Consider the following 21,750-nt stretch of genomic DNA (forward strand, 5'->3'; position numbering starts at 1 on the left):
GTTACGTTGTTCTACAACGCTTGGGTTGGGGCTTCGTAGCCTGGCTACTGCCTAAATTTTCTTTTGTTTTTTATAGAGGGTTATTCATGGTTGAGTTTTATTGTAGTTTATGTATTAAGAGATGCTTAAATATAGAAAATGGTTGCGTTTCAGGCAATTTATTGTCACATTATTTTTACCATATGTTCATTTATTGAAAAATGGCGCTTATATTCTGATCTCCAAATCAACCCGCACAAGCCAGGTTAAAAACAGAGTTTGCAGTATTAATCTTAACTTTTCTCACAAAAAGGCAGGTTTTATTTTCATTTTAAAAAAATATTTTGATATTTGCAGGAAATCGTAAGAAAACGACATGAGATTCAACATTTCCATTATTAGCATTCTTCTTGGTATTCTTCTTCTAACAAGGCAGAAATGAGAATGGTATGTTGATAAACGATATTGGATAAGTAAAGCCATTCTCAAGTAAGAGGGTGGCTTTTTTCATGTTGAAAGATGAAAGTTGAAAGTCACAAGACGAAAGCTTGAAAGACTTGTAGCTTGAAGCTTGAGACTTGCAACTATAAAAAGGAAATAATAACTGATAAATAAATTAAAATGAGCGACAGACTGTACATTTTCGACACAACATTGAGGGACGGAGAACAGGTCCCGGGGTGTCAGTTGAATACGGTAGAAAAGATTGAAGTTGCCAAAGCATTGCAGGAATTAGGCGTTGACGTAATTGAAGCCGGATTTCCTATTTCCAGCCCGGGCGATTTCGAATCGGTAGTAGAGATTTCAAAAGCGGTTACCTGGCCCACCATTTGTGCCCTTACCCGCGCAGTTCAAAAAGACATTGATGTAGCCGCCGAATCGCTAAAATACGCGAAAAAAGGTCGTATCCACACCGGAATCGGAACATCGGATTTTCATATTTACCACAAACTCAACTCCAATCCCGAAGAGATTATTGAACGTGCTGTGGAAGCCGTGAAATATGCCAAAAAGTACGTTGAAGATGTAGAGTTTTATGCCGAAGATGCCGGTCGTACCGGTAACGAATACCTGGCCCGTGTTATTGAAGCGGTTATTAAAGCGGGTGCCACCGTGGTAAATATTCCGGATACCACCGGCTATACCCTGCCCCACGATTTTGGAGCAAAAATCAAATACCTGGTGGACAACGTACCCAACATCCACAAAGCAGTTATATCAACCCACTGCCACAACGATTTGGGAATGGCCACCGCCAACACCATTTCGGGTATTATGAACGGTGCCCGCCAGGCCGAAGTGACCATTAACGGGATTGGCGAACGCGCGGGTAACACTTCGCTGGAAGAAGTGGTAATGACGCTGAAAACACATTACCAGGCCTTGCAGATTGAAACCGGAGTAAACACCAAACAGATTTACCAGACCAGCCGTTTGGTATCAACCCTGATGAACATGCCGGTACAACCCAACAAAGCAGTGGTGGGTAGAAACGCCTTTGCTCACTCATCGGGGATTCACCAGGACGGAGTATTAAAAAACCGTGAGAATTACGAGATCATGGACCCGACCGATGTGGGCATCAACGAATCGGCCATTTTGCTGACTGCAAGAAGCGGACGCGCTGCATTGAAACACCGCCTGGAATTGCTGGGCTTTCAGTTGACCAAAGAAAAACTGGATGAAGTGTACGACGAGTTCCTGAAACTGGCCGACAAGAAAAAAGACATCCGCGACGACGATATCGCATTACTGGTTGGAGATGCTACCCGCAAAGAACATCGCATCAAGCTGAATTACCTGCAGGTGATTTCCGGCAAAAGCCTGAAACCGATGGCATCAGTAGTTTTGGATATTGCCGGTGAAAAATTCGATGCCACATCAGCCGGCAACGGCCCCGTGGATGCAGCCATTTCCGCCGTTAAAAAGATCATTCACCGTCAGGTAGTGATCGAAGAGTTCCTGGTGCAAGCCATTACCCGCGGTAGCGACGACATTGGTAAAGTACACATGCAGGTTGAGTACCAGGATTCGGTTTACCACGGCTTTGGTGCACACACCGATATTATCACGGCTTCGGTGGAAGCTTTCCTCGATGCCATCAACAAATTGCCGGTAGGAGAATAAGTTCAGAGTTTAGAGTTCAAAGAATAAAAATTATACGGAGATACTAGTTCTGAATCAGAATCGAACATCCGATATCCAGTATCAAGTATCAAGAATCCAGTATCAAGATTATGGAAGCAAAAACATTATTTGATAAAATTTGGGACGCACACGTGGTGAAAAAGGTCGAAGGTGGCCCCAATGTATTGTACATCGACCGCCATCTGATCCACGAAGTTACCAGTCCGGTTGCTTTTTTAGGCTTAAAAAACCGCGGGCTGAAAGTATTTCGCCCCGACAAAACCACAGCTACGCCCGACCACAACGTTCCTACCCAGGAGCAGCATCTTTCCATTAAAGATGAATTATCGCGCAACCAGGTGGAAAAACTGAAACAGAACTGCGCCGAGCACGGCATCGTTTACCACGATTTGCAGTCGGAAGGACACGGCATCGTTCACATCATTGGCCCGGAAATGGGACTTACCCAACCCGGGATGACGATTGTTTGCGGCGACAGCCACACCTCTACCCACGGAGCCTTTGGCGCCATCGCCTTCGGTATCGGAACCAGTGAAGTAGAAATGGTATTTGCCAGTCAGTGCATTATGCAGCCCAAACCCAAAAAAATGCGCATCACTGTTAATGGTGAGTTGGAAAAAGGCGTGACCGCAAAAGACATTGCGCTTTACATCATTTCAAAAATTTCGACCAGCGGCGGAACAGGTCACTTTATTGAATACGCAGGCTCGGCGATTACCGAACTTAGTATGGAAGGCCGTATGACCCTTTGCAACCTGAGTATTGAAAGTGGTGCCCGTGGCGGAATGATCGCCCCTGACGAAACTACATTTGCGTACGTAAAAGGCCGTCAGTTTGCTCCAAAAGGTGAAGAATGGGAAAGCGCTCTTGCTAAATGGAAAGAACTAAAAACAGATGAAGGTGCTTTATTTGATACAGAATACGTTTTTGATGCAGCAGACATTGAACCGATGATCACTTACGGTACCAACCCCGGAATGGGTGTTGGCGTTACCCAAAGCATTCCTACTTCGGAAGGGATGGAAGGAACGGATAAAACAACCTACATCAAATCGTTGCAGTACATGGGTTACCACGAAGGTGACCCGATGAAAGGCAAAACGGTTGACTATGTATTCCTGGGCAGTTGTACCAATGGCCGAATTGAAGATTTCAGGGCTTTTGCCGAATTTGTAAAAGGCAAACAGAAAGCACCGGGCGTGGATGCATGGCTGGTGCCCGGATCAAAACGCGTAGAAAACCAGATCAGGGAAGAAGGTTTAACTGAAATTCTGGAAGCTGCCGGTTTTGAGCTGCGTCAGCCCGGATGTTCAGCCTGTCTGGCAATGAACGAAGACAAAATTCCGGAAGGGAAATATGCGGTCTCCACCACCAACCGAAACTTTGAAGGTCGCCAGGGCCCCGGTTCCAGAACGCTGCTGGCCAGCCCGCTTACAGCCGCTGCCGCCGCAGTTACCGGAGTTGTAACCGACCCGAGAGAAATGTTATAATAAAATTTGCAAAGTGCAAAGAGCTTGGTGCAAAGAGCAAAGCATTTACACAATGCTCTATGCTCCATGCCCTTGGCAAAAAATTACAAAAATGGCTTACGATAAATTTTCAGTAATCAATACACCGGCAGTGCCGCTACCGATCGAGAATGTGGACACTGACCAGATTATTCCCGCACGTTTCCTGAAAGCTGTGGAACGCAAGGGATTTGGAGACAACCTGTTCCGCGACTGGCGGTACGAAAAAGACGGAACACCCAAAGCAGATTTTCCGTTGAACAACACAAAGTATTCAGGAAAAATACTGGTTGGAGGCAAGAACTTCGGAAGTGGTTCGAGCCGCGAACACGCAGCATGGGCAATTTACGACTATGGTTTCCGCGTGGTGGTTTCCAGTTTTTTTGCCGACATTTTTAAAGGCAATGCTCTGAACAACGGACTATTACCGGTTGTTGTTACTCCGGAATTCCTTCAGAAAATATTTGATGCCATCGAAAAAGAGGCAACAACAACTTTTGAGGTGGATCTCGAAAAACAAACTTTTACAATTACAGCGACAGGAGAATCGACCGAATTTGAGATCAATCCGTATAAAAAACATTGTTTGCAAAACGGTTTGGATGATATCGATTACCTGGTGGCAATGAAAGACGAGATCGCTGCATTTGAAGCCCCCTAAATCCCCCAAGGGGGACTTACGATAAGGTGTTATAATTGATGAACAATTTGAAATAGTGGATTTCAGTTCAAAGGAATCATCAATCATAAAAACAGAGAATGATAATCAATAAAATACGAATAAATATCCTCCCCTTTGGGGAGGCCGGGAGGGGCTAAAAAATGACAGGAAAGACAGTGGAAGTTTTAGGAAAGCGGCTCATTATTATGGATACCACTTTGCGTGATGGTGAGCAAACCTCCGGGGTGTCGTTCAGCGAGCACGAAAAGCTGAGCGTTGCCAGGGTGCTGCTTGAGGACGTGAGAGTGGACCGCATTGAAATTGCTTCGGCCCGCGTGTCGGAAGGCGAATTTAAAGGAACACAACGCGTAATGAAGTGGGCTGCCAAGAAAGGCCACCTCGAAAAAATTGAGGTGCTGGGCTTTGTAGATGGAAAAGTGTCGCTTCAGTGGATTGCCGATGCAGGTGGGAAAGTAATCAACCTGCTTTGCAAAGGTTCGTACAAACATGTAACCGAGCAGCTTCGAAAAACACCCGAAGAACATCTGAACGACGTTCGGAAAGTAATTGCCAACGCCAACGAGATGGGCATCAGGGTGAATATTTACCTGGAAGACTGGTCGAACGGAATGCGCAGCTCAAAAGACTATGTTCATTTTATGATTTCGGCCCTGCAGAAGGAACAGATCGGACGAATTATGCTGCCTGATACTTTGGGCATTCTTGACCCGGACGAAACCTACGACTTTTGCCTCGAAATGATTGAAGCCTTTCCTGACGTTGACTTTGATTTTCATGCCCACAACGATTACGACCTGGCCATTGCCAATGTTTTCCACGCCTTAAAAGCCGGAATCCGCTGTGTACACACCACGGTGAACGGTTTGGGTGAACGGGCCGGAAATGCACCTTTATCGAGCGTAATTGCGACCATAAAGGATCATTTAAAAATGAAAACCAATGTGAACGAAACCCAGCTGAACAAGATCTCCAAGTTGGTGGAATCGTTTTCCGGAATTCGCATCCCCACCAATAAACCTTTGATCGGGGAATTTGTGTTCACACAGTGTAGCGGAATACATGCCGACGGCGACAGCAAAAACAACCTGTATTTCAACGATCTCTTGCCTGAACGTTTTGGCAGAATTCGACAGTACGCACTCGGAAAAACATCAGGGAAGGCCAACATCAAAAAGAACCTGGATGAACTGGGAATTGAGCTGGATGCTGAATCGCTGAAAAAAGTGACCAACCGGATCATTGAGCTGGCCGACGAAAAGGAATCAATCACCAACGAAGATCTTCCGTACATTGTTTCCGATGTGCTTCACAGCGACCTGGTGGAACAAAAAGTGAGGGTGGTGAATTACTCCATCACTTACACCATGGGGCTTCGGCCGGTTGCCAATGTGGCGCTGGAGATCGACGGAAAAGAATACGAGGAATACAGCGATGGCGATGGTCAGTACGATGCCTTTGTAAAAGCGCTCCGGAGAATTTACCAACGACTGGGCAAATCGTTCCCGAAACTGGTCGACTACGTGGTTACCATTCCGCCGGGCGGACATACCGATGCCCTTGTGGAGACCGTCATTACCTGGCAGAACAACCGCGAATTCAAAACCAAAGGGCTGGATCCGGACCAGAATGCCGCAGCGATTAAAGCAACCATCCGTATGCTGAACATCATTGAAAACGAGTTCAAACCGGAAATGTTAGATAAAATAGTTAGTACAAATTCATAAAAACCAGATGAACCGGAGTTATAAAAACGGGACTTCGGGAACTTCGATGATCTGCTGCAAAAACACCGCTGATCGTCGTTAATTATTAATCACATGAAACTAAACATTGCAATACTTCCCGGAGACGGGATCGGGCCTGAGATTGTAGAACAGGCAATGAAATCGGTGAAAGCAATTGCGCAGAAATTCAATCACGAACTTGAATACCAATACGGATTAACCGGTGCCGCTGCCATCGACCAGGTGGGTGATCCCTACCCTGCTGAAACGCATGATTTATGCATGAAATCGGACGCTGTTCTTTTTGGCGCCATTGGTGATCCAAAATTCGACAACAACCCAAAAGCACCGGTGCGCCCTGAACAAGGTTTACTGGCCATGCGCAAAAAACTGGGTTTGTATGCCAACATCCGCCCGGTAGAAACGTTTGAGTCCTTACTGCACAAATCGCCTTTACGCCGCGAATTGGTGGAAGGGGCCGATTTTGTTTGCATCCGCGAATTAACCGGAGGAATGTATTTTGGCGAAAAAGGCCGTAAAGACAATGGGAATACGGCATTTGACACTTGTATTTACACGCGTGAGGAAGTGGAGCGTATTTTAAAACTGGGGTACGAATTTGCTGCTAAACGTAACAAAAAGCTTACGGTTGTTGACAAAGCCAATGTATTGGAAAGCTCACGTTTGTGGCGTGAAGTGGCCCAGGAGATGGCTCCCAACTATCCGGATATCAAAACGGAATACATGTTTGTGGATAATGCTGCCATGCAGATTATTCAGTGGCCCAAGAATTTCGATGTAATGGTTACTGAAAACATGTTTGGTGATATCCTGACCGACGAGGCGAGCGTGATCACCGGTTCGCTTGGATTGTTGCCATCTGCATCCGTTGGTATCCACACCTCTGTTTTCGAACCCATTCACGGTTCGTATCCGCAGGCTGCCGGGAAAGATATTGCCAACCCGATTGCCACCATCCTTTCGGCTGCCATGATGTTTGAATATGCTTTCGACCTGAAAGAAGAAGGCAAACTGATCCGCGATGCTGTGGCTGCTTCAATGGAAGAAGGCTTTGTTACCGAAGACATTGCTGAAGGGCCGGCTTACAAAACTTCGCAGGTGGGCGACTGGATTGCACACTGGATTGAAAAGAATTAAGGAAATTAAATCATCCGATACAAAGAACCGTTCTTCAACAGAGCGGTTCTTTTTTTTATCTAACAGTCAACATCCTCCTGTTACTCCATATCCCGGTATTCAAAAACAACATTAACCGGTTCCTGTCCCGAAAAACGGACATTATTCATTACCGCTTTTACCGGTAAACCTTCTGCATTGTATTCGTACGATATTTTATACTCAGGCGGTAAACTACTCATTACCAAATTGGAATACGATGAATAAACCGGGTTGTTAACCTGCTTAATATCGGCACTCTGCATATAACTATATCCATTCAACATGCTTAAACCGGAAACCGCATGGGGGTTGTTTTTTGTATCGTACCTGAATTTAATTTCGATCAGGTTTATATCCGATCCGTCAGCCGGACGAACCAATTTCTCCAGTGTATTCCCGCGTGCGTCGTATTTATAACTGATGTAGTGCAAGATTTCTCCTTCCGTAGAATATTCAATTCCCTTGCTTATTTTTCCATTCTTGTACCTGTATTCCGTCTTTGCATTCCACTCATTGTTGCTGTCCGGAGATTTATAATGCACATTCTGTTCAATCAATAAACCGGTTGAATGATACGAATAAGTAGTTACATAATCTCCACTTACCTTTTTAAACAGCTGTCCCTCATTATTGTAATAAAATGAATCCGAAAAAACCAGGTCTTCCGGGAAAATGGTTTGTATCTCCACCAGGCGGTTTTGGTTATCGTATTTAAAATTGGTACTGTATTCGGTATCGCCATCTATTCTGGTTACTGACATGAGGAGCTTGTCCACATCAGGATAATCGTAGGTAAAATCATCTTTTTTGCAGGAAGTCAGAAACAAAGCCCCCGAGAATACGATCAAGATTAGCTTTTTCATAAATAATGGTTTTTAATCACTTAGATGAAAATACCCGGCAGAAGGTTGCGTTGCATACAATCATTTATTAGAAATGGCACCAATTCCCCTGTGAAATCTTATACCACTTCACAGCTAAAGGACTATCCAAATTTATTGTCAAAACTACTGTTGTCCGGTAAAAATAATCCGGATCTAAATGACGATGTTGCCTGATAGTTCTGCAGAAGCATAAAAAGAACAAAAAACAGACAGCTTAGTGACCATTTATTATAAGTTTTGGTCATTACAGTGTTATAAACTACTTTTGAGAATAAAAAATGTTTACAAGAACAATTGAAAATACTATAAAAGATAAATTCAATAGTAGAAAAGCAATTATTGTAGTAGGCGCAAGGCAAGTTGGTAAAACAACTCTATTGAAAGAGGTTTTAACAGACAAAGAATTTTTGTTTCTTGATGCCGATGACCCATCAACCAGAAGTCTTCTTCAAAATCCAACAACAGAACAAATAAGAACATTTATTGGAGATTATAAATATGTATTTCTCGATGAAGCTCAAAGAATACCAGGAATTGGATTAACCTTAAAAATAATCACAGACCAATTTAAAGATGTTCAATTATTTGTTAGCGGTTCTTCATCTTTTGATTTAGGGAATGCCCTTAACGAGCCATTGACTGGCAGAAAATGGGAATACGAGTTATTTCCAATTTCCTGGGAGGAATACGAAAATAAAATTGGATTTATAAAAGCAGAGCAGCAACTAGAAAATAGATTGTTGTATGGGTTTTATCCGGAAGTAATAAATAATCAAGGCAAAGAACGGGAAACTCTAAAAAACCTTGTAGCCAGCTATTTATATAGAGATATCCTGGCATTCTCAGACATTAGAAAGCCTGAAGTTCTCGACCAACTACTGCAAGCTTTAGCTTTACAGATGGGCAATGAAGTTAACTACAATGAATTATCTCAACTCATAGGGGTGAATAAAATTACAATACAGAATTACATTGATATTTTAGAAAAAGGCTACATCGTTTTTCGTCTCAATAGTTTTAGTCGAAACTTAAGAAATGAGATCAAGCAAAATCGTAAAATTTATTTTTATGATAATGGCATTCGAAATATGATAATTGGTGATTTTAAACCTTTGAACCTAAGACTGGACAAAGGAGCTTTGTGGGAAAACTTCCTTGTATCGGAAAGGCTAAAACAAAATATCTACAAAGACACATTTGCAAGAATTTATTTCTGGAGAACGCAGCAACAGCAGGAAATCGATTTTGTAGAAGAAAAAGACGGAAAAATCACTGCATTTGAGTTTAAATGGAAAGATAAGAAAACCAAGTTCCCTCAAAAATTCTTAGATGCATATAGTGCAAAAGGATTTGTAATTGACCGAGATAATTTTAGAGATTTTGTAAGCATAAAAAACTAAATACCAATGCATAATGATGCTCAAACATAAGCCTTAAATTGTGTATCATTCGATCACAAGGCTTCGGAAGAAGCAACCTAAAAGAATTATCAAACACGAATATTTGAAAACCGCTTAATAAGAATTCCTTATTGAAATTTACGAATCATTTCCTCCAGTCGCACTCCATAATCCTCCTCTCCTTCTGTCAGCACCACATTGTCAACTTTCTGAATATCGTCCTCGTTGGTACTGTTGTAACGAATCGGTGGGTTTCCCGGTGGACAAAACAGGTAATTTTCCTTTACCAGGTTGGTAGTGGCCCGGTGAAAACGCAACGGTGATTTGGCGATATTGTAAATCAGGTTATTGGCCACAAGCACATCGGTAGTACCTTCATCCAGAAACATACCGTTGCTTTCGGCCCTTCCCGCATTTATTTGCACATCGTGAATGTGATTGTTTACCAGGCGGCTTCCCGGCTGCAGGCCCAGCATGTAAATTCCTCCTCCATCGCTCAGTACGTTCATTATATTGTGAATGTGGTTTCCATCTATCACATTTTCCCGGCAGGGAGTGGCAACCGGGCTCCACATCCACCCAACAGAAATTCCGGTATACGGCAGGTTATGTATATGATTGTTTTTGATGTTTACCTCAGCGGTTAAACCACACCAAATGCCCACTGCACCATAAAGCCGAACGCCACACTCTGTAACGGTACAGTTCTCGATTGTATTGGCAAGGGCGACTTCCTCCGGAGCTTCCTGCCACCAGGGCTGACCCTTTACCCGACGGTCCTGCCCTTCTCCGATCATAATCCCGTTTCCGGAAATATCGGAAAACTGCGAATTGCTGACACGGCAGTTTTTACAGCCGGAGGAAAACCATAAACCGGAGCCTCCCAAATTTTGAAAAGTGCACTTATTAAAAGTAATGTTCTCGGCCCATTCAGCTTTTATTGCTGCCGGAACCACATCCCATTGCTGGCTTGCCGGTCGCGGATCGTAAAAACAGGCCTGAATGCCGCAATATCCGCGGGGAGGTGTTCCCCACGCACTGTGCCGGAACGTAATCCCTTCAAAAGAAATATTTTTTACCGGATGCTCTTTTGTTCCTGTCAACGATAAAAGGCCTTCTGAAATTGGGAATACAACATCCAATTCTTCCGGATGCTGATCAGGCGGCAACTTCAACAAAATCTTACCGGTTTCAGAATCGAAATACCATTCAAAATCGGCATCAAGAAACGCTCGGTCATTCTCCAGAAAATACCGGGGATGCTCCTCCCAGTTATCCAGATTAAAGAACGGCAGGCATTTCGCCCCGATGGAATCAACCGCAGTAATTTGTTTTTCCCGAAGATTTATTTCTTTTAGTCCGATCCGGGAAACTGACCAGTCGTGCAACAACACCAGCTCTGTATCATCTGCTCTCTGAGGTGCCGGGAACTCATCCGCTTCAAAAAAGAAGTTGGTACGGCGATCCTCTCCTACTCTTTTCACCCTCAAGAAACCTTCGTTCGGAAATCTTGCACGGACACACCGCTTATCGCCAATAAATAACTCTCGGGGCATTTTGCCCGGTTCCACAAGGGCTTCCCAGAGTCCATCGTCCAGTTGCTGCCAATCCCGAATCCTGATTCCGCCCGAAATAACCGGATTGGCCCCTTCTTCGGCCCGCAACAAAAGCTGGGTTTCCGGGTTGGAAAATATTCCCGATTCAACCAAAAGAGGCTCTTCCTGAAAATAGGTCCCTTCAGTAAGATGAATGACAAAGCTGCCCGAAACATCGTGCGGCAGGTTTTCCAGCGCTTTCCGAATGGTTTTAAAAGGCTCCTTCGCGGTTCCTGAATTTGCATCGTTTCCACCTGGAGAAACATAAAATTCGGAGGTGGTCCGGCTACACGAAGTTATCATAAGGATAATGCTTACCAGCAAACAGTTTCGGATTGAACGCCTCTTAATCATTGCTAACTTTTTATGAATATTGCTTCTAAAATTATCGAAATTAAGACAAACACCAACTCTCACCAGCAGATAAAACCTCGAACAATTGTCCATTTAAAACGTTATTTTCCCAAAACCGCATGGGTTTAAAAGTTAAGAAATGATTACAGAAAAAACTGCATTGAAAACCAACCAACAAATAACAACCCAGGAAGCACTTAAGGATTATTACACCGCTTTCCTGAGCAGACAGCTAAGCATCACCGGACGAAGAGAAGTACACAACGGACGTGCTCATTTCGGAATTTTCGGCGATGGAAAAGAAGTGGCACAAATTGCCTATGCTAAAAATTTTCAAAAAGGAGACTGGCGCTCGGGTTATTACCGCGACCAGACTTTTATGATGGCGCTGGGTTTGCTGCAACCCGAAGAATTTTTTTCGATGATATACGGCGATACCGACATCGAAATCAACCCGTCAACCGGTGGGCGTAACTTTAACAACCACTTTTCGACCCGAAACATTACGTCTGAAGGTGAAATAAAAAACCTCGCCGATCAATACAACTCGGCTTCCGATATTTCTTCAACCGCCGGGCAAATGCCACGCTTATTGGGACTGGCACAGGGTTCGAAAATCGTTCGCGAAAACCCGGACTTAGTTAGTCAACTTAAAAACAACCTGAAAGGTAACGAAGTGGCTTTTGGCAGCATCGGCGATGCGAGCACTTCGGAAGGTATCTTTTTTGAAACCATTAATGCGGCAGGCGTTATGCAGGTTCCGCTGGCTGTGGCTGTTTACGACGACGGTTTCGGCATTAGTGTGCCCATTGAACTACAAACCACCAAATCGAGCATTTCGGAGGCACTAAAAGGCTTTGAAAAAGAAAAAGACACCAACGGTATTAAAATATACAAATGCATTGGCTGGGACTATCCGCAGCTCGTTAAAACATTTGAAGAAGGCATTAACTTTTGCCGGAAAAACCAAACTCCGGTGGTATTTCATATCTACGAATTAACCCAGCCGCTGGGGCATTCTACATCAGGTTCGCACGAGCGTTACAAGTCGAAAGAACGGCTTGCCTGGGAAAACGAGTTTGATGCCGTAAACCAGATGCGGAAGTGGATGCTGGAAACCGGCATCGCCGATCTGGAGATGATTGAGGAGATTGAAAAATCGGCACAAAAAAGGGTGAAAGAAGCCCGCAAAAATGCCTGGAACAATTATGTTAACGGTTTTCAGAAAGAACGTGAATCGATTGTAAGCATATTAAAAAAGATCGACGCGAAAAGCGACCTTCAGAGTTTGCGCCGGTTTGAAAAAGTAACGGAAAAGATTTTCCCTACGCGCCGCTCGCATTTAAGCTTTGCCAAACGTTTGAACCTGGAGTTGCATTTGCTGGCTGATTTGCAAACCGAACGAACCGAACTAAAAAACTGGATTCGTAAGTTTGAAGAACGTTCCCGCGAATTTTACAGCAGTAATTTGTACCGGACCGGCGCCGACTCCATTCACCATGTTTCGCCTGTGCCCGTAAAATACGATGAGAATTCGGAGGAAGTAAACGGGTCGGTGGTGATCAATAAAAACTTCGATGCACTCTTTTCAAAATACCCCAACCTGGTAACTTTTGGCGAAGACACCGGAAAACTGGGCGATGTAAACCAGGGAATGAAAGGGATGCAGGAAAAATACGGCATTCACCGTGTTTCGGATGCGGGAATCAGGGAAGCCACCATCATTGGACAAGGTGTGGGATTGGCGCTTTGTGGTTTTCGCCCCATTGCGGAAATTCAGTACCTCGATTACCTCATCTATGCGCAATCGCAACTAAGCGACGACCTGGCAACCATGCAGTACCGAACCATGGGGAAACAGGCTGCCCCGGTGATTGTTCGTACACGCGGACATCAGCTGCAGGGAATCTGGCACGCCGGATCGCCAATGCAAATGTTGCTCGGATCGTTGCGCGGAATGTACCTGTGTGTTCCCAGAAACTTGACCCAGGCGGCAGGATTTTACAACACCCTTCTCGAAGGAAATGACCCTGCCCTGGTGATCGAACCCTTAAAAGCATACAATGTAAAAGAAAAACTGCCTGCCAACCACGGCGAATACAAAGTGCCGCTGGGAGTTCCGGAAGTTATGCGCGAAGGAAGCGACATCACCGTTGTTACTTATGCCTGGAATGTGCATCACGCCATTAAAGCAGCCGATTTAATTCAGAAATACAAGGGGATTTCACTTGAAGTTATTGACGTGCAAACATTGATGCCTTTCGACGTGAATCACCGCATCCTTGAATCCATCCAAAAAACCAACAAGGTGATTTTTATGGACGAAGATGTTCCCGGAGGAGGCACTGCCTACATGATGCAAAAGGTGCTGGAAGAGCAAAAAGCCTTTGATTACCTGGATACCGCACCGCGTACCCTGCCTGCCATGGAGCATCGCCCGGCTTATGGTATCGACGGCGAGTATTTTTCGAAACCCAACGTAGAAAGGCTTTTCAGGGCTGCGTATGAAATAATGCGGGAAGTGGAGCCGGCTAATTACCCGGAGCTGTAATCCGGGTCTCTTCCTCTGTTCTTGTTGTGTTATAAAATCCGGGAAAAATCTTCCCGGGTTATGATCATTTAACCAATTCTTTAAATGCAAGCTGGTAATTTTCGTCGTATTGCTTGCTGTAAAGTTTGGTGTAATTATTATATACTTCCTGTGCCAGGCTGTGTTTTCCCTGCATATAAAGAATTTTGCACTTGTACTTTAAGGCTGTTTCATTCATCGGGCCGAACATAAAAATCACTTCCGCAATCTGAATGATAAGGCTGGCCTGTTCTGTCACATCCAGAATACGGCATGCATACTCAAGTTTACCAACAATTTTTCGGGTTATATCGTCTTTTTCTTTAGCAAGCCAGTCATTTTCAATTCCAAATAAAAAGCGGCCTCTGCTCAATGTTGCCACACTTTCCTTTAATTCCCGAACAAAGAACTGTTCATCGTTTGAAGTAAATACATAGCGGATGTATTCCAGATCGCAGAACACATCGTTGCTGTGATTAATTCTCCACTGGCTACCGTCGTATGAAATACTGATGTTCCCAATATCTTCCAGAATCGATCGCAGCTTTTTAATATTCACTCCGCGATTGTTTTTAGCCTTCGACTCAGGTTTATCCGGCCACAAATATTCCTGGATGGTAGCAGATGAAATTCCCTTGTTGTCATCCATGGTAAACAACAGGATGAGCAAAAACAGCTCTCTCAGCGTAGGACTAAAACGGTAAGTTATATCTTTCCCCCGTTTATCGTATACCTGAAATCCACCAAATAACAGCACCTTTCCTTCCGGCCTTGTTTTCGGCTCCGAGCCTGACAGGATTTCACTTAATCGGCTTTCATTGCCCTTATTTTTTCGTAAGGAGTTGTTCTTTCTGATCAGCAGAAATACCAATACTCCAACGATTAAGAGCACTACAGCAAGCAGCATCGGGTATATTGAATCAAAAAAAACGAACGAATCCAAATGAACCGGCTTATCATATACAAAATCTGACGGAGGATAATTGATTGAATACAAATTTACCTCGAACTTCCCGTCCGGCTTTTTGTGCATGGTAAGCACCACCAGCTTATTGTGCGAACGCCAACGATAAAGATCGGCGTAAGAGCTTATATCAGAAAACGTATAGGGAATTTTACTACCGAAAAACAATCCCTGGTCACCAAGCATACTTCCTCTGTAAAGTTGAAGATCGCTAACATAATGGTTGAGCGAGAAGCAGAGCGTATAAAAGCAATTCCTGGCATCATCCACAATCATCGAGTTTAGCGGCGTGAAGTTTATTTTTCGCGCTAAGCGGGGCTCGTACATCTTGTGTATTTGATTGGTTTTGAAATTTATCCGAAACAAATCATAATAAAAATTCTTCCCAAAAATTTGCTTGCCGTCTTCGTTTCCCACACCTCCGTAGAGATAGTAAATGTTACTGTCTTTTTGGCTTTGTCCGAGCGAAGCCAGGTAACGCGGGCCTATCCGGTCGCCGGTCATTTTCAGTTCTGACCAGGTGCAGGAATCTTCATCAAAAACCCGGATTGTATTGAAGAAAGTAAAAAAGCCATAGCCACAAACTGCTGTATAATTTCCGCTTACGGGATGCAGCAGTTGATTATGATGCCAATATTTGGGAAGGTAGGCGATAGTGTCAAAGCTATTGTTCCAGCTCAGTGTTTTTTCATCAAATTTTGTAGAAAGCTTCCTGTATTCAGAATAAGTCACCAGCTCTCCCTTTTTATTGAAAAACACTTGCTGTCCCTCTTCGTAGAACGGGTTTCCACTGGCATATGGCAACATTGTTTCGCTTCCGTTATTCAAGCTGTACTTTAGTAGTTTTTTAGTTCGCTGAACAAAATAAATCTCCTCTTTATCTTCGTTATAGGCAATTTGCGGAAACTCATCAAGTCCCAGCGTTCTGATTTTTTTCCATACCTGGTGCTGTTCAACCACCCAGGCCGGATTGATTACTTCAGCCACTTTACCTCGTACCGAATCCCTGACGGTGGTACCATCGGTAAACGACAATGGCCAGAAATAGCTCAGGCAATCGTTATTAAAAAACTTTATGTTCCGGACAGAAATGGGAGGAACCTCGCCAATGCCTCTTCCGAAATCCTCCACACAACCAAATCCCCATTTTAATTTGAGCGTTTCAGGAAACGGAATATGATCCGTAATGATTTTGTCGGCAAATTGAAGCGTAATTTCACTCGAATCAGGATCGACACTTAGCCTGATCTTGTACCACACGTTCACCAGCTTCTTCTGTTCTGAGGTCATGCCAAGCTGCAGGTTTGTCTCTTTCTTGTCAACCAGCACAAGAAGATCGGGCGATACCTCATCAATTTTGCATATTAAATCTATTTTATGCTCGCCCTCTTTATCCATCAACCTGAAAACGTAGCCGTAACGTTCGGCATAATCCCGAAAAGATATTTCAAATTCGATCGAAAACTTCCCCTCGTATTTTATGGCGCCGTTTTTTGTTAAATCGATTCCGGTTCTTTCTTCCACCCCTACTTCTTTGGATTGGAAGAAAACTCCACGGCGCTCGTTCGCACACACATTTATGGCTAACAGCAATAATACCCATGCAATATGGAATCGTTTTTTCACAAGCATATGAGTTTATTGTTAAACCAAAGGGGCAGCAGTGCGGTGGCTCTGAACTGTCTTATAATCATAATTCAAAAACGGTAAATATCAATTAACCTTCTGTTGATTCTGAACGAGTTTAGACTATCTGGCTTAACAAAAAACTCTGTAGAAATTAAGTATTACACCCAGTAAGAACGGGCAAAAAACAGGAAACTCATCCATCAAGACCTTCAATCCATAAAAAACAAAGCCTCTTTTCCCGAATAATACCTACCATTCATTCTACTGACAAACATTCTCTTACAAATATATTAATCCAATATTAATCTTGATTAACAAGAAATAAGAAAAATTCACTCTGGCACAAAAAAGGAAAGTGGTCGATCTACCGTAATTTGACGTAATTATTCACTAATAAGCTACTTATGAAAAAAATTTACTTTGTGCTCAGCCATAGCCATCTGAAATGGCTGACGATTAAAAAATCAGTGGTTATTTTTGGTTTAATTGCATTATTACTTACCGGTCTGACATCGGTATCCAGTGCCCAGGGGGTTATGAGAGGAACAATAACTGACGATTCCAACCTGCCTCTACCGGGAGTTTCGGTAATGGTGCAAAACACAACAAACGGTACCATTACGGATATAGACGGAAACTATGTCCTTTCCAATCTCAACACCGGTGATGTTGTTATTTTTAGTTTTATCGGGATGATTACTCAGCAAATTACCTATTCCGGCCAGTCGGAAGTGAATATTCAAATGCTTACCGACACCAAGAGCCTCGACGAGGTTGTTGTTACGGCGCTGGGTATTCAGCGTGATAAAAAATCGCTGACGTATTCTTCTCAGCAAGTAACCGGAGAAGAGCTAATGAAAACCAAAGATGTAAACTTCATGAACAGCCTGGCTGGTAAAACGGCCGGTCTCGACGTTAAAAAGAGCAGTTCCGGTGCCGGAGGTTCTACACGGACGGTTTTAAGGGGAAGCAAATCGATCAGCGGACTAAGCGAACCGCTTTATGTTATTGACGGTATTCCGATGATCAACCGCAAAGGCGGTCAGCCGGGCATGTGGGGAGGCACCGACCAGGGAGATGGTTTGTCTCAGATTAACCCGGAAGACATCGAAAGCATCAGTATTCTGAAAGGATCGAACGCAGCCGTACTATATGGTAGCGAAGGTGCCAACGGTGTGGTAATCATCAACACCAAAAAAGGCCGTACCGGACAAACAGTGGTAAGTGCCAGCTCCAGCACCGTATTTGAAAGTATTTTACTGATGCCCGAACTTCAGTTTACTTACGGTGCCGACGGTGGACAATTAAGCTGGTCGGATACAAAAGGAAGCTATGATGACACATTTGTCGACGATTTCTTTGAAACCGGTCATAACCTGATCAACACTATTTCGATCAGCGGAGGCAACGCCAGAACAACCGCTTATTTCTCATACGGAAATACATCGAACAAAGGGATTGTTCCGAAAAACACGTATTCAAAACACAACGTAACATTTAAACAAGCCACCAAGTTGTTTAACGACAAGGTTACTGTTCGCTCAAATGTTATGATATCTTCTGAATCTACGAAAAACAGGAACCCTGCCGGTTATTACCTGAACCCCTTGGTGGGTTTATATACTTTCCCGAGAGAAAGAGACTTTGACAGCTACAAAGAAAACTACGAGGTATTTAACGTGGATCGTAACATGAACCTGCAAAACTGGTTTATTCAGGGTGACCATTTTCAATCGAACCCTTACTGGGTGATTAATAAAGAGCCCCGGGAAGACCTCACCAAAAGGCTGATTGCACAAGCTGCCATTGAGTGGGCTATTGACAAACACTGGAACATAGAAGTTCGCGGAAATGTGGACTATGCAGATAAGATATTTGAACAAAAACACTATGCCGGATCCAACTTTGTGAACTGTTCGCAAAACGGTCGCTGGCAATACCAGAATTACAATGATTTCCAGCTTTACACCGATGCTTTGTTAAAATACAACAACGAGTTTGGTGATTTCAGGATTGATGGTGTTCTGGGAGCTGTTTATTCAAAAACCACATTGGGAAAAGGTGTTTCTGTTGACAATGGAACTGATGCGCTGTTCTATCCCAACGAGTTTTATTTCCAGAACCTGCCGACCAATGTTCAGGTTAGCTCAACACTGGCCGACCGAAGAATCAAACAGGGATTGCTGGGAACCCTTACATTGGGTTATAAAGAGATGTTGTTCCTTGATCTTGCCGGGCGTAACGAGTGGGCTTCCACCCTTATCGGAACCGGAAATGAGTCGTACTTCTACCCATCTGTTGGTATTTCGGCTATAATCAGCGAGATGCTAACCATGCCTACCTGGGTAAGCTATGGTAAAGTAAGAGCTTCGCATACCACGGTTGCCAACGAAGTTCCCTGGAACAGAATTCATCCGCAAAATACCATTACTGCCAGTGGCGGGGTTTCAAGAAATACCCAAAAGCCATTTACCGATCTGAAACCGGAAATGCTAAAAAGCCTTGAGCTGGGTACTGAGTGGAGTTTCTTCGACAACCGCCTGTCATTTGATTTCACGTACTACGACATTACCAGTAACGATCAGTTCATCGAACTTCCGGCTCCTTCCGGCTCCGGATTTACGACCTATTTCATTAACGCAGGTGAAATCGTAAACAAAGGTTACGAGGTTACCTTAAAAGCCGAACCGGTTCGCACTGAAAACCTGACGTGGACAACCGTGTTCAACTTCGATAGCAACAAAAACGAAATTGTTGAGTTTGTAGCGGAATATCCGGATAGAACCTTTAGCTATGGTTCATCAGAAGGTTATGAGACCTATATTAAGGCCGGTGGTTCATTTGGCGATTTATACGGATACAAATTCAAAAGGAATGAAGCCGGGCAAATTATGCTGAACGAAACTACGGGCGCTCCGCTTCGTACTGCCGACAGAGAATATCTTGGAAACTTAAACCCCGACTGGAGTTTGGGATGGAACAACACCGTCACGTATAAAAACTTTGCAGTTAGCGTATTGATCAACAGCAGAATTGGAGGTAAAACAGTTAGTCAAACCGAATCCATTCTCGACGGATACGGGGTTTCAAAACGTACCGCTTACGCACGTGACCTAGGCTATGTCCCAATCGATGCTATCCAGGGTACAACCAGGGTGAACAAATTAGACCCGAAACTGTATTACACCACCATTGGCGACCGGAACGGAACACTTGAACCCTACGTTTACGACCGTACCAATATAAAACTGGCACAGCTTGCCATTTCATACGATTTCGATGTGAATGCTCTTAACATTCCTGTTAAACAAGCATCCATTTCTCTGATAGGACAAAACTTACTGTTCTTATACAAAAAGGCTCCATTTGATCCGGAACTGACCATGAATACAACCAACAGTTCGCAGTCGCTGGATAACTTCAACCTGCCTTCTACAAGAACTTATGGATTCAATGTAAAATTCACGTTCTAATCAGTTAATTGGTAACATAAAAATTTAACAAGATGAAAAAATATATAATCATATTGCTAATCGCTTTTTTTGCGAATGCATGTACCGATAATTTTGAGGAATTCAACAGCAATCCATACCAAATTAGCGGCGAGTCGTTAAAGCAGGACTTTAACTTTGTTGGGGCGTATTTCCCTACCCTGTTGGCAAATATTTTCGGACATCAGATTGAAGAAAACCTGGCTGCCGAATCATTCTGCGACCATATGGCGACTCCTACTCCTTTTGTTGCAGGTGTTAACAACACGACGTATTACATACGATGGAATACTTACTGGAACCGTATTTATAACAGTATAATGGCTCCGTCGGAACAGGTAATAAAACTAGCTCAGGAAGAAGATTATCCGGTGTTTGAGGCATGGGCCAAATTAATCCGGATCATGGGAATGTCGCGTTTAACCACCTATCACGGACCTGTAATTTATTCCGATTACGGCTCTTCGGCAGCTACGGTTAATTACGACAGCGAACAAAACCTGTACAATACATTTTTCACCCAGCTCGATGAAATTCAAGCGGTATTCTCGGCCAATGCAGACTACAACGGGATGAAAAATTTTGATGCAACTTACAAAGGAGATGTAACACAATGGATGAAACTGGTAAATTCACTGCGTTTGCGTCTGGCCATCAGAATCTCGAAAGTTGCCCCGACTGTTGCCAAAACGCAGGGAGAAAAGGCCATTGCCGATCCGGCAGGGCTTATTCTGACCAATGCCGACAACACAACCATTTCGCTTTACGGAGGAAAATTGTACCTCTCTATCATTTGTTTTGAATGGGATGATACACGTATGTCTGCCGGTATGGAATCAATTCTGATTGGCTTAAAAGATAACCGGATTTCCAAAATGTTTGCTCCGGCAACCGACAATACGCTTTATCCTGATCATCCGGAATGGCCTTACAAAGGAATCAGAAACGGTGCTTTGCTGGCAGATAAATCACAACGTACTTCGTTTTCGAAAATAAACGAAAGCTTCAAATCCATTACCAAACGGAATTATTTGGCAGCATCAGAGGTTTATTTCGATTTGGCAGAAGCCGGTTTGCGCGGCTGGACAGGTGCAGGCAATCCCCAGGAAAATTATGAAACCGGTGTCCGGCTTTCATTTGCCGACTGGGGCGCAGGAGGAGTTGACGCTTATCTTGCCGATGAAACGAGTAAACCGTTAAACTATACCGACCCTGTTTCTTCGCCGGTTAACGATTATGTAGCCAGGTCTACCATAACCGTAAAATGGAACAATGCCGATTCAAACGAACTGAAACTCGAAAAAATAATCACCCAAAAGTGGATCGCAGGATTTTTCAATCCGAATGAACCCTGGGCTGATTTTAGAAGAACAGGCTATCCAAAACTAAATCCGGTTTACAAAAACGACAGTAGTCCGGACTGGGGTGTTATTCCTGCAGGAGATTTTATCAAACGTATGCCTTTTGTTAATGCAGAACGCACAGGCAACCCTCAAGGAGTTGCAGCAGCCGTTGCAACAATGGGCTCCGGCGCCAAAGACGATATCGCTACCTCGCTGTGGTGGGACGTTGACGGACCAAACTTTTAGTACACTATAGAAATTCTTATACAAAGGCCGTCCGCTGTGACGGCCTTTGAATTTC

Annotated in this window: 12 protein-coding genes; 9 read left to right on the forward strand and 3 right to left on the reverse strand. The window is 43.8% G+C overall.

The features are described 5' to 3' along the window. Nucleotides 1-600 precede the first annotated feature (600 nt). The 5 genes from D1614_RS22965 to leuB all read left to right on the forward strand — a co-directional run bounded on the left by D1614_RS22965 (nt 601) and on the right by leuB (nt 7,199). On the forward strand, nt 601-2,106 hold the full coding sequence (locus D1614_RS22965; protein ID WP_119440342.1) for a 2-isopropylmalate synthase: 1,506 nt from the start codon (nt 601-603) through the stop codon (nt 2,104-2,106). A 110-nt stretch (nt 2,107-2,216) separates the two neighbouring features. Beyond that, the gene (gene leuC / locus D1614_RS22970) at nt 2,217-3,617 is read left to right on the forward strand and encodes a 3-isopropylmalate dehydratase large subunit (RefSeq protein WP_119440343.1); all 1,401 of its coding nucleotides are present in this window, start codon (nt 2,217-2,219) and stop codon (nt 3,615-3,617) included. A 91-nt stretch (nt 3,618-3,708) separates the two neighbouring features. Further along, nucleotides 3,709-4,296, forward strand: coding sequence for a 3-isopropylmalate dehydratase small subunit (gene leuD / locus D1614_RS22975; protein ID WP_119440355.1), 588 nt, complete (start codon nt 3,709-3,711; stop codon nt 4,294-4,296). Nucleotides 4,297-4,457: 161 nt separating this feature from the next. Continuing rightward, the gene (locus tag D1614_RS22980; protein WP_206610129.1) at nt 4,458-6,041 is read left to right on the forward strand and encodes a hydroxymethylglutaryl-CoA lyase-like TIM-barrel protein; all 1,584 of its coding nucleotides are present in this window, start codon (nt 4,458-4,460) and stop codon (nt 6,039-6,041) included. 93 nt (nt 6,042-6,134) lie between these two features. Further along, entirely contained in the window at nt 6,135-7,199 is a 1,065-nt protein-coding gene (gene leuB / locus D1614_RS22985; RefSeq protein ID WP_119440344.1) for a 3-isopropylmalate dehydrogenase, read from the forward strand. A gap of 80 nt (nt 7,200-7,279) precedes the next feature. Here leuB and D1614_RS22990 read toward each other — a convergent pair whose 3' ends face one another. Then, complete coding sequence (locus D1614_RS22990; RefSeq protein ID WP_119440345.1) at nt 7,280-8,083, reverse strand: hypothetical protein; 804 nt, start codon at nt 8,081-8,083, stop codon at nt 7,280-7,282. Nucleotides 8,084-8,382: 299 nt separating this feature from the next. On the opposite strand from D1614_RS22990, the gene D1614_RS22995 reads away from it, so the two are divergent. Then, complete coding sequence (locus D1614_RS22995) at nt 8,383-9,504, forward strand: ATP-binding protein (protein WP_119440346.1); 1,122 nt, start codon at nt 8,383-8,385, stop codon at nt 9,502-9,504. Nucleotides 9,505-9,632: 128 nt separating this feature from the next. Here D1614_RS22995 and D1614_RS23000 read toward each other — a convergent pair whose 3' ends face one another. Continuing rightward, nucleotides 9,633-11,453 (reverse strand): right-handed parallel beta-helix repeat-containing protein, encoded by a 1,821-nt coding sequence (locus D1614_RS23000; RefSeq protein WP_162304611.1) that lies wholly within the window; start codon nt 11,451-11,453, stop codon nt 9,633-9,635. Nucleotides 11,454-11,592: 139 nt separating this feature from the next. On the opposite strand from D1614_RS23000, the gene D1614_RS23005 reads away from it, so the two are divergent. Further along, nucleotides 11,593-14,004: an alpha-ketoacid dehydrogenase subunit alpha/beta gene (locus D1614_RS23005; protein ID WP_119440348.1), complete on the forward strand. Its 2,412-nt coding sequence runs from the start codon at nt 11,593-11,595 to the stop codon at nt 14,002-14,004. 64 nt (nt 14,005-14,068) lie between these two features. Here D1614_RS23005 and D1614_RS23010 read toward each other — a convergent pair whose 3' ends face one another. Then, nucleotides 14,069-16,612 (reverse strand): hypothetical protein, encoded by a 2,544-nt coding sequence (locus tag D1614_RS23010; protein ID WP_147384354.1) that lies wholly within the window; start codon nt 16,610-16,612, stop codon nt 14,069-14,071. A gap of 407 nt (nt 16,613-17,019) precedes the next feature. Here D1614_RS23010 and D1614_RS23015 point away from each other — a divergent pair, with 407 nt between their 5' ends. Together D1614_RS23015 and D1614_RS23020 are read left to right on the forward strand one after the other, a co-directional pair. After that, the gene (locus D1614_RS23015) at nt 17,020-20,088 is read left to right on the forward strand and encodes a SusC/RagA family TonB-linked outer membrane protein (RefSeq protein ID WP_119440350.1); all 3,069 of its coding nucleotides are present in this window, start codon (nt 17,020-17,022) and stop codon (nt 20,086-20,088) included. A 32-nt stretch (nt 20,089-20,120) separates the two neighbouring features. Beyond that, nucleotides 20,121-21,695 (forward strand): SusD/RagB family nutrient-binding outer membrane lipoprotein, encoded by a 1,575-nt coding sequence (locus D1614_RS23020; RefSeq protein ID WP_119440351.1) that lies wholly within the window; start codon nt 20,121-20,123, stop codon nt 21,693-21,695. The last annotated feature ends 55 nt before the right edge of the window (nt 21,696-21,750 follow it).

It is taken from the genome of Maribellus luteus, assembly GCF_003576475.1.
GTDB lineage: Bacteria > Bacteroidota > Bacteroidia > Bacteroidales > Prolixibacteraceae > Draconibacterium > Draconibacterium luteum.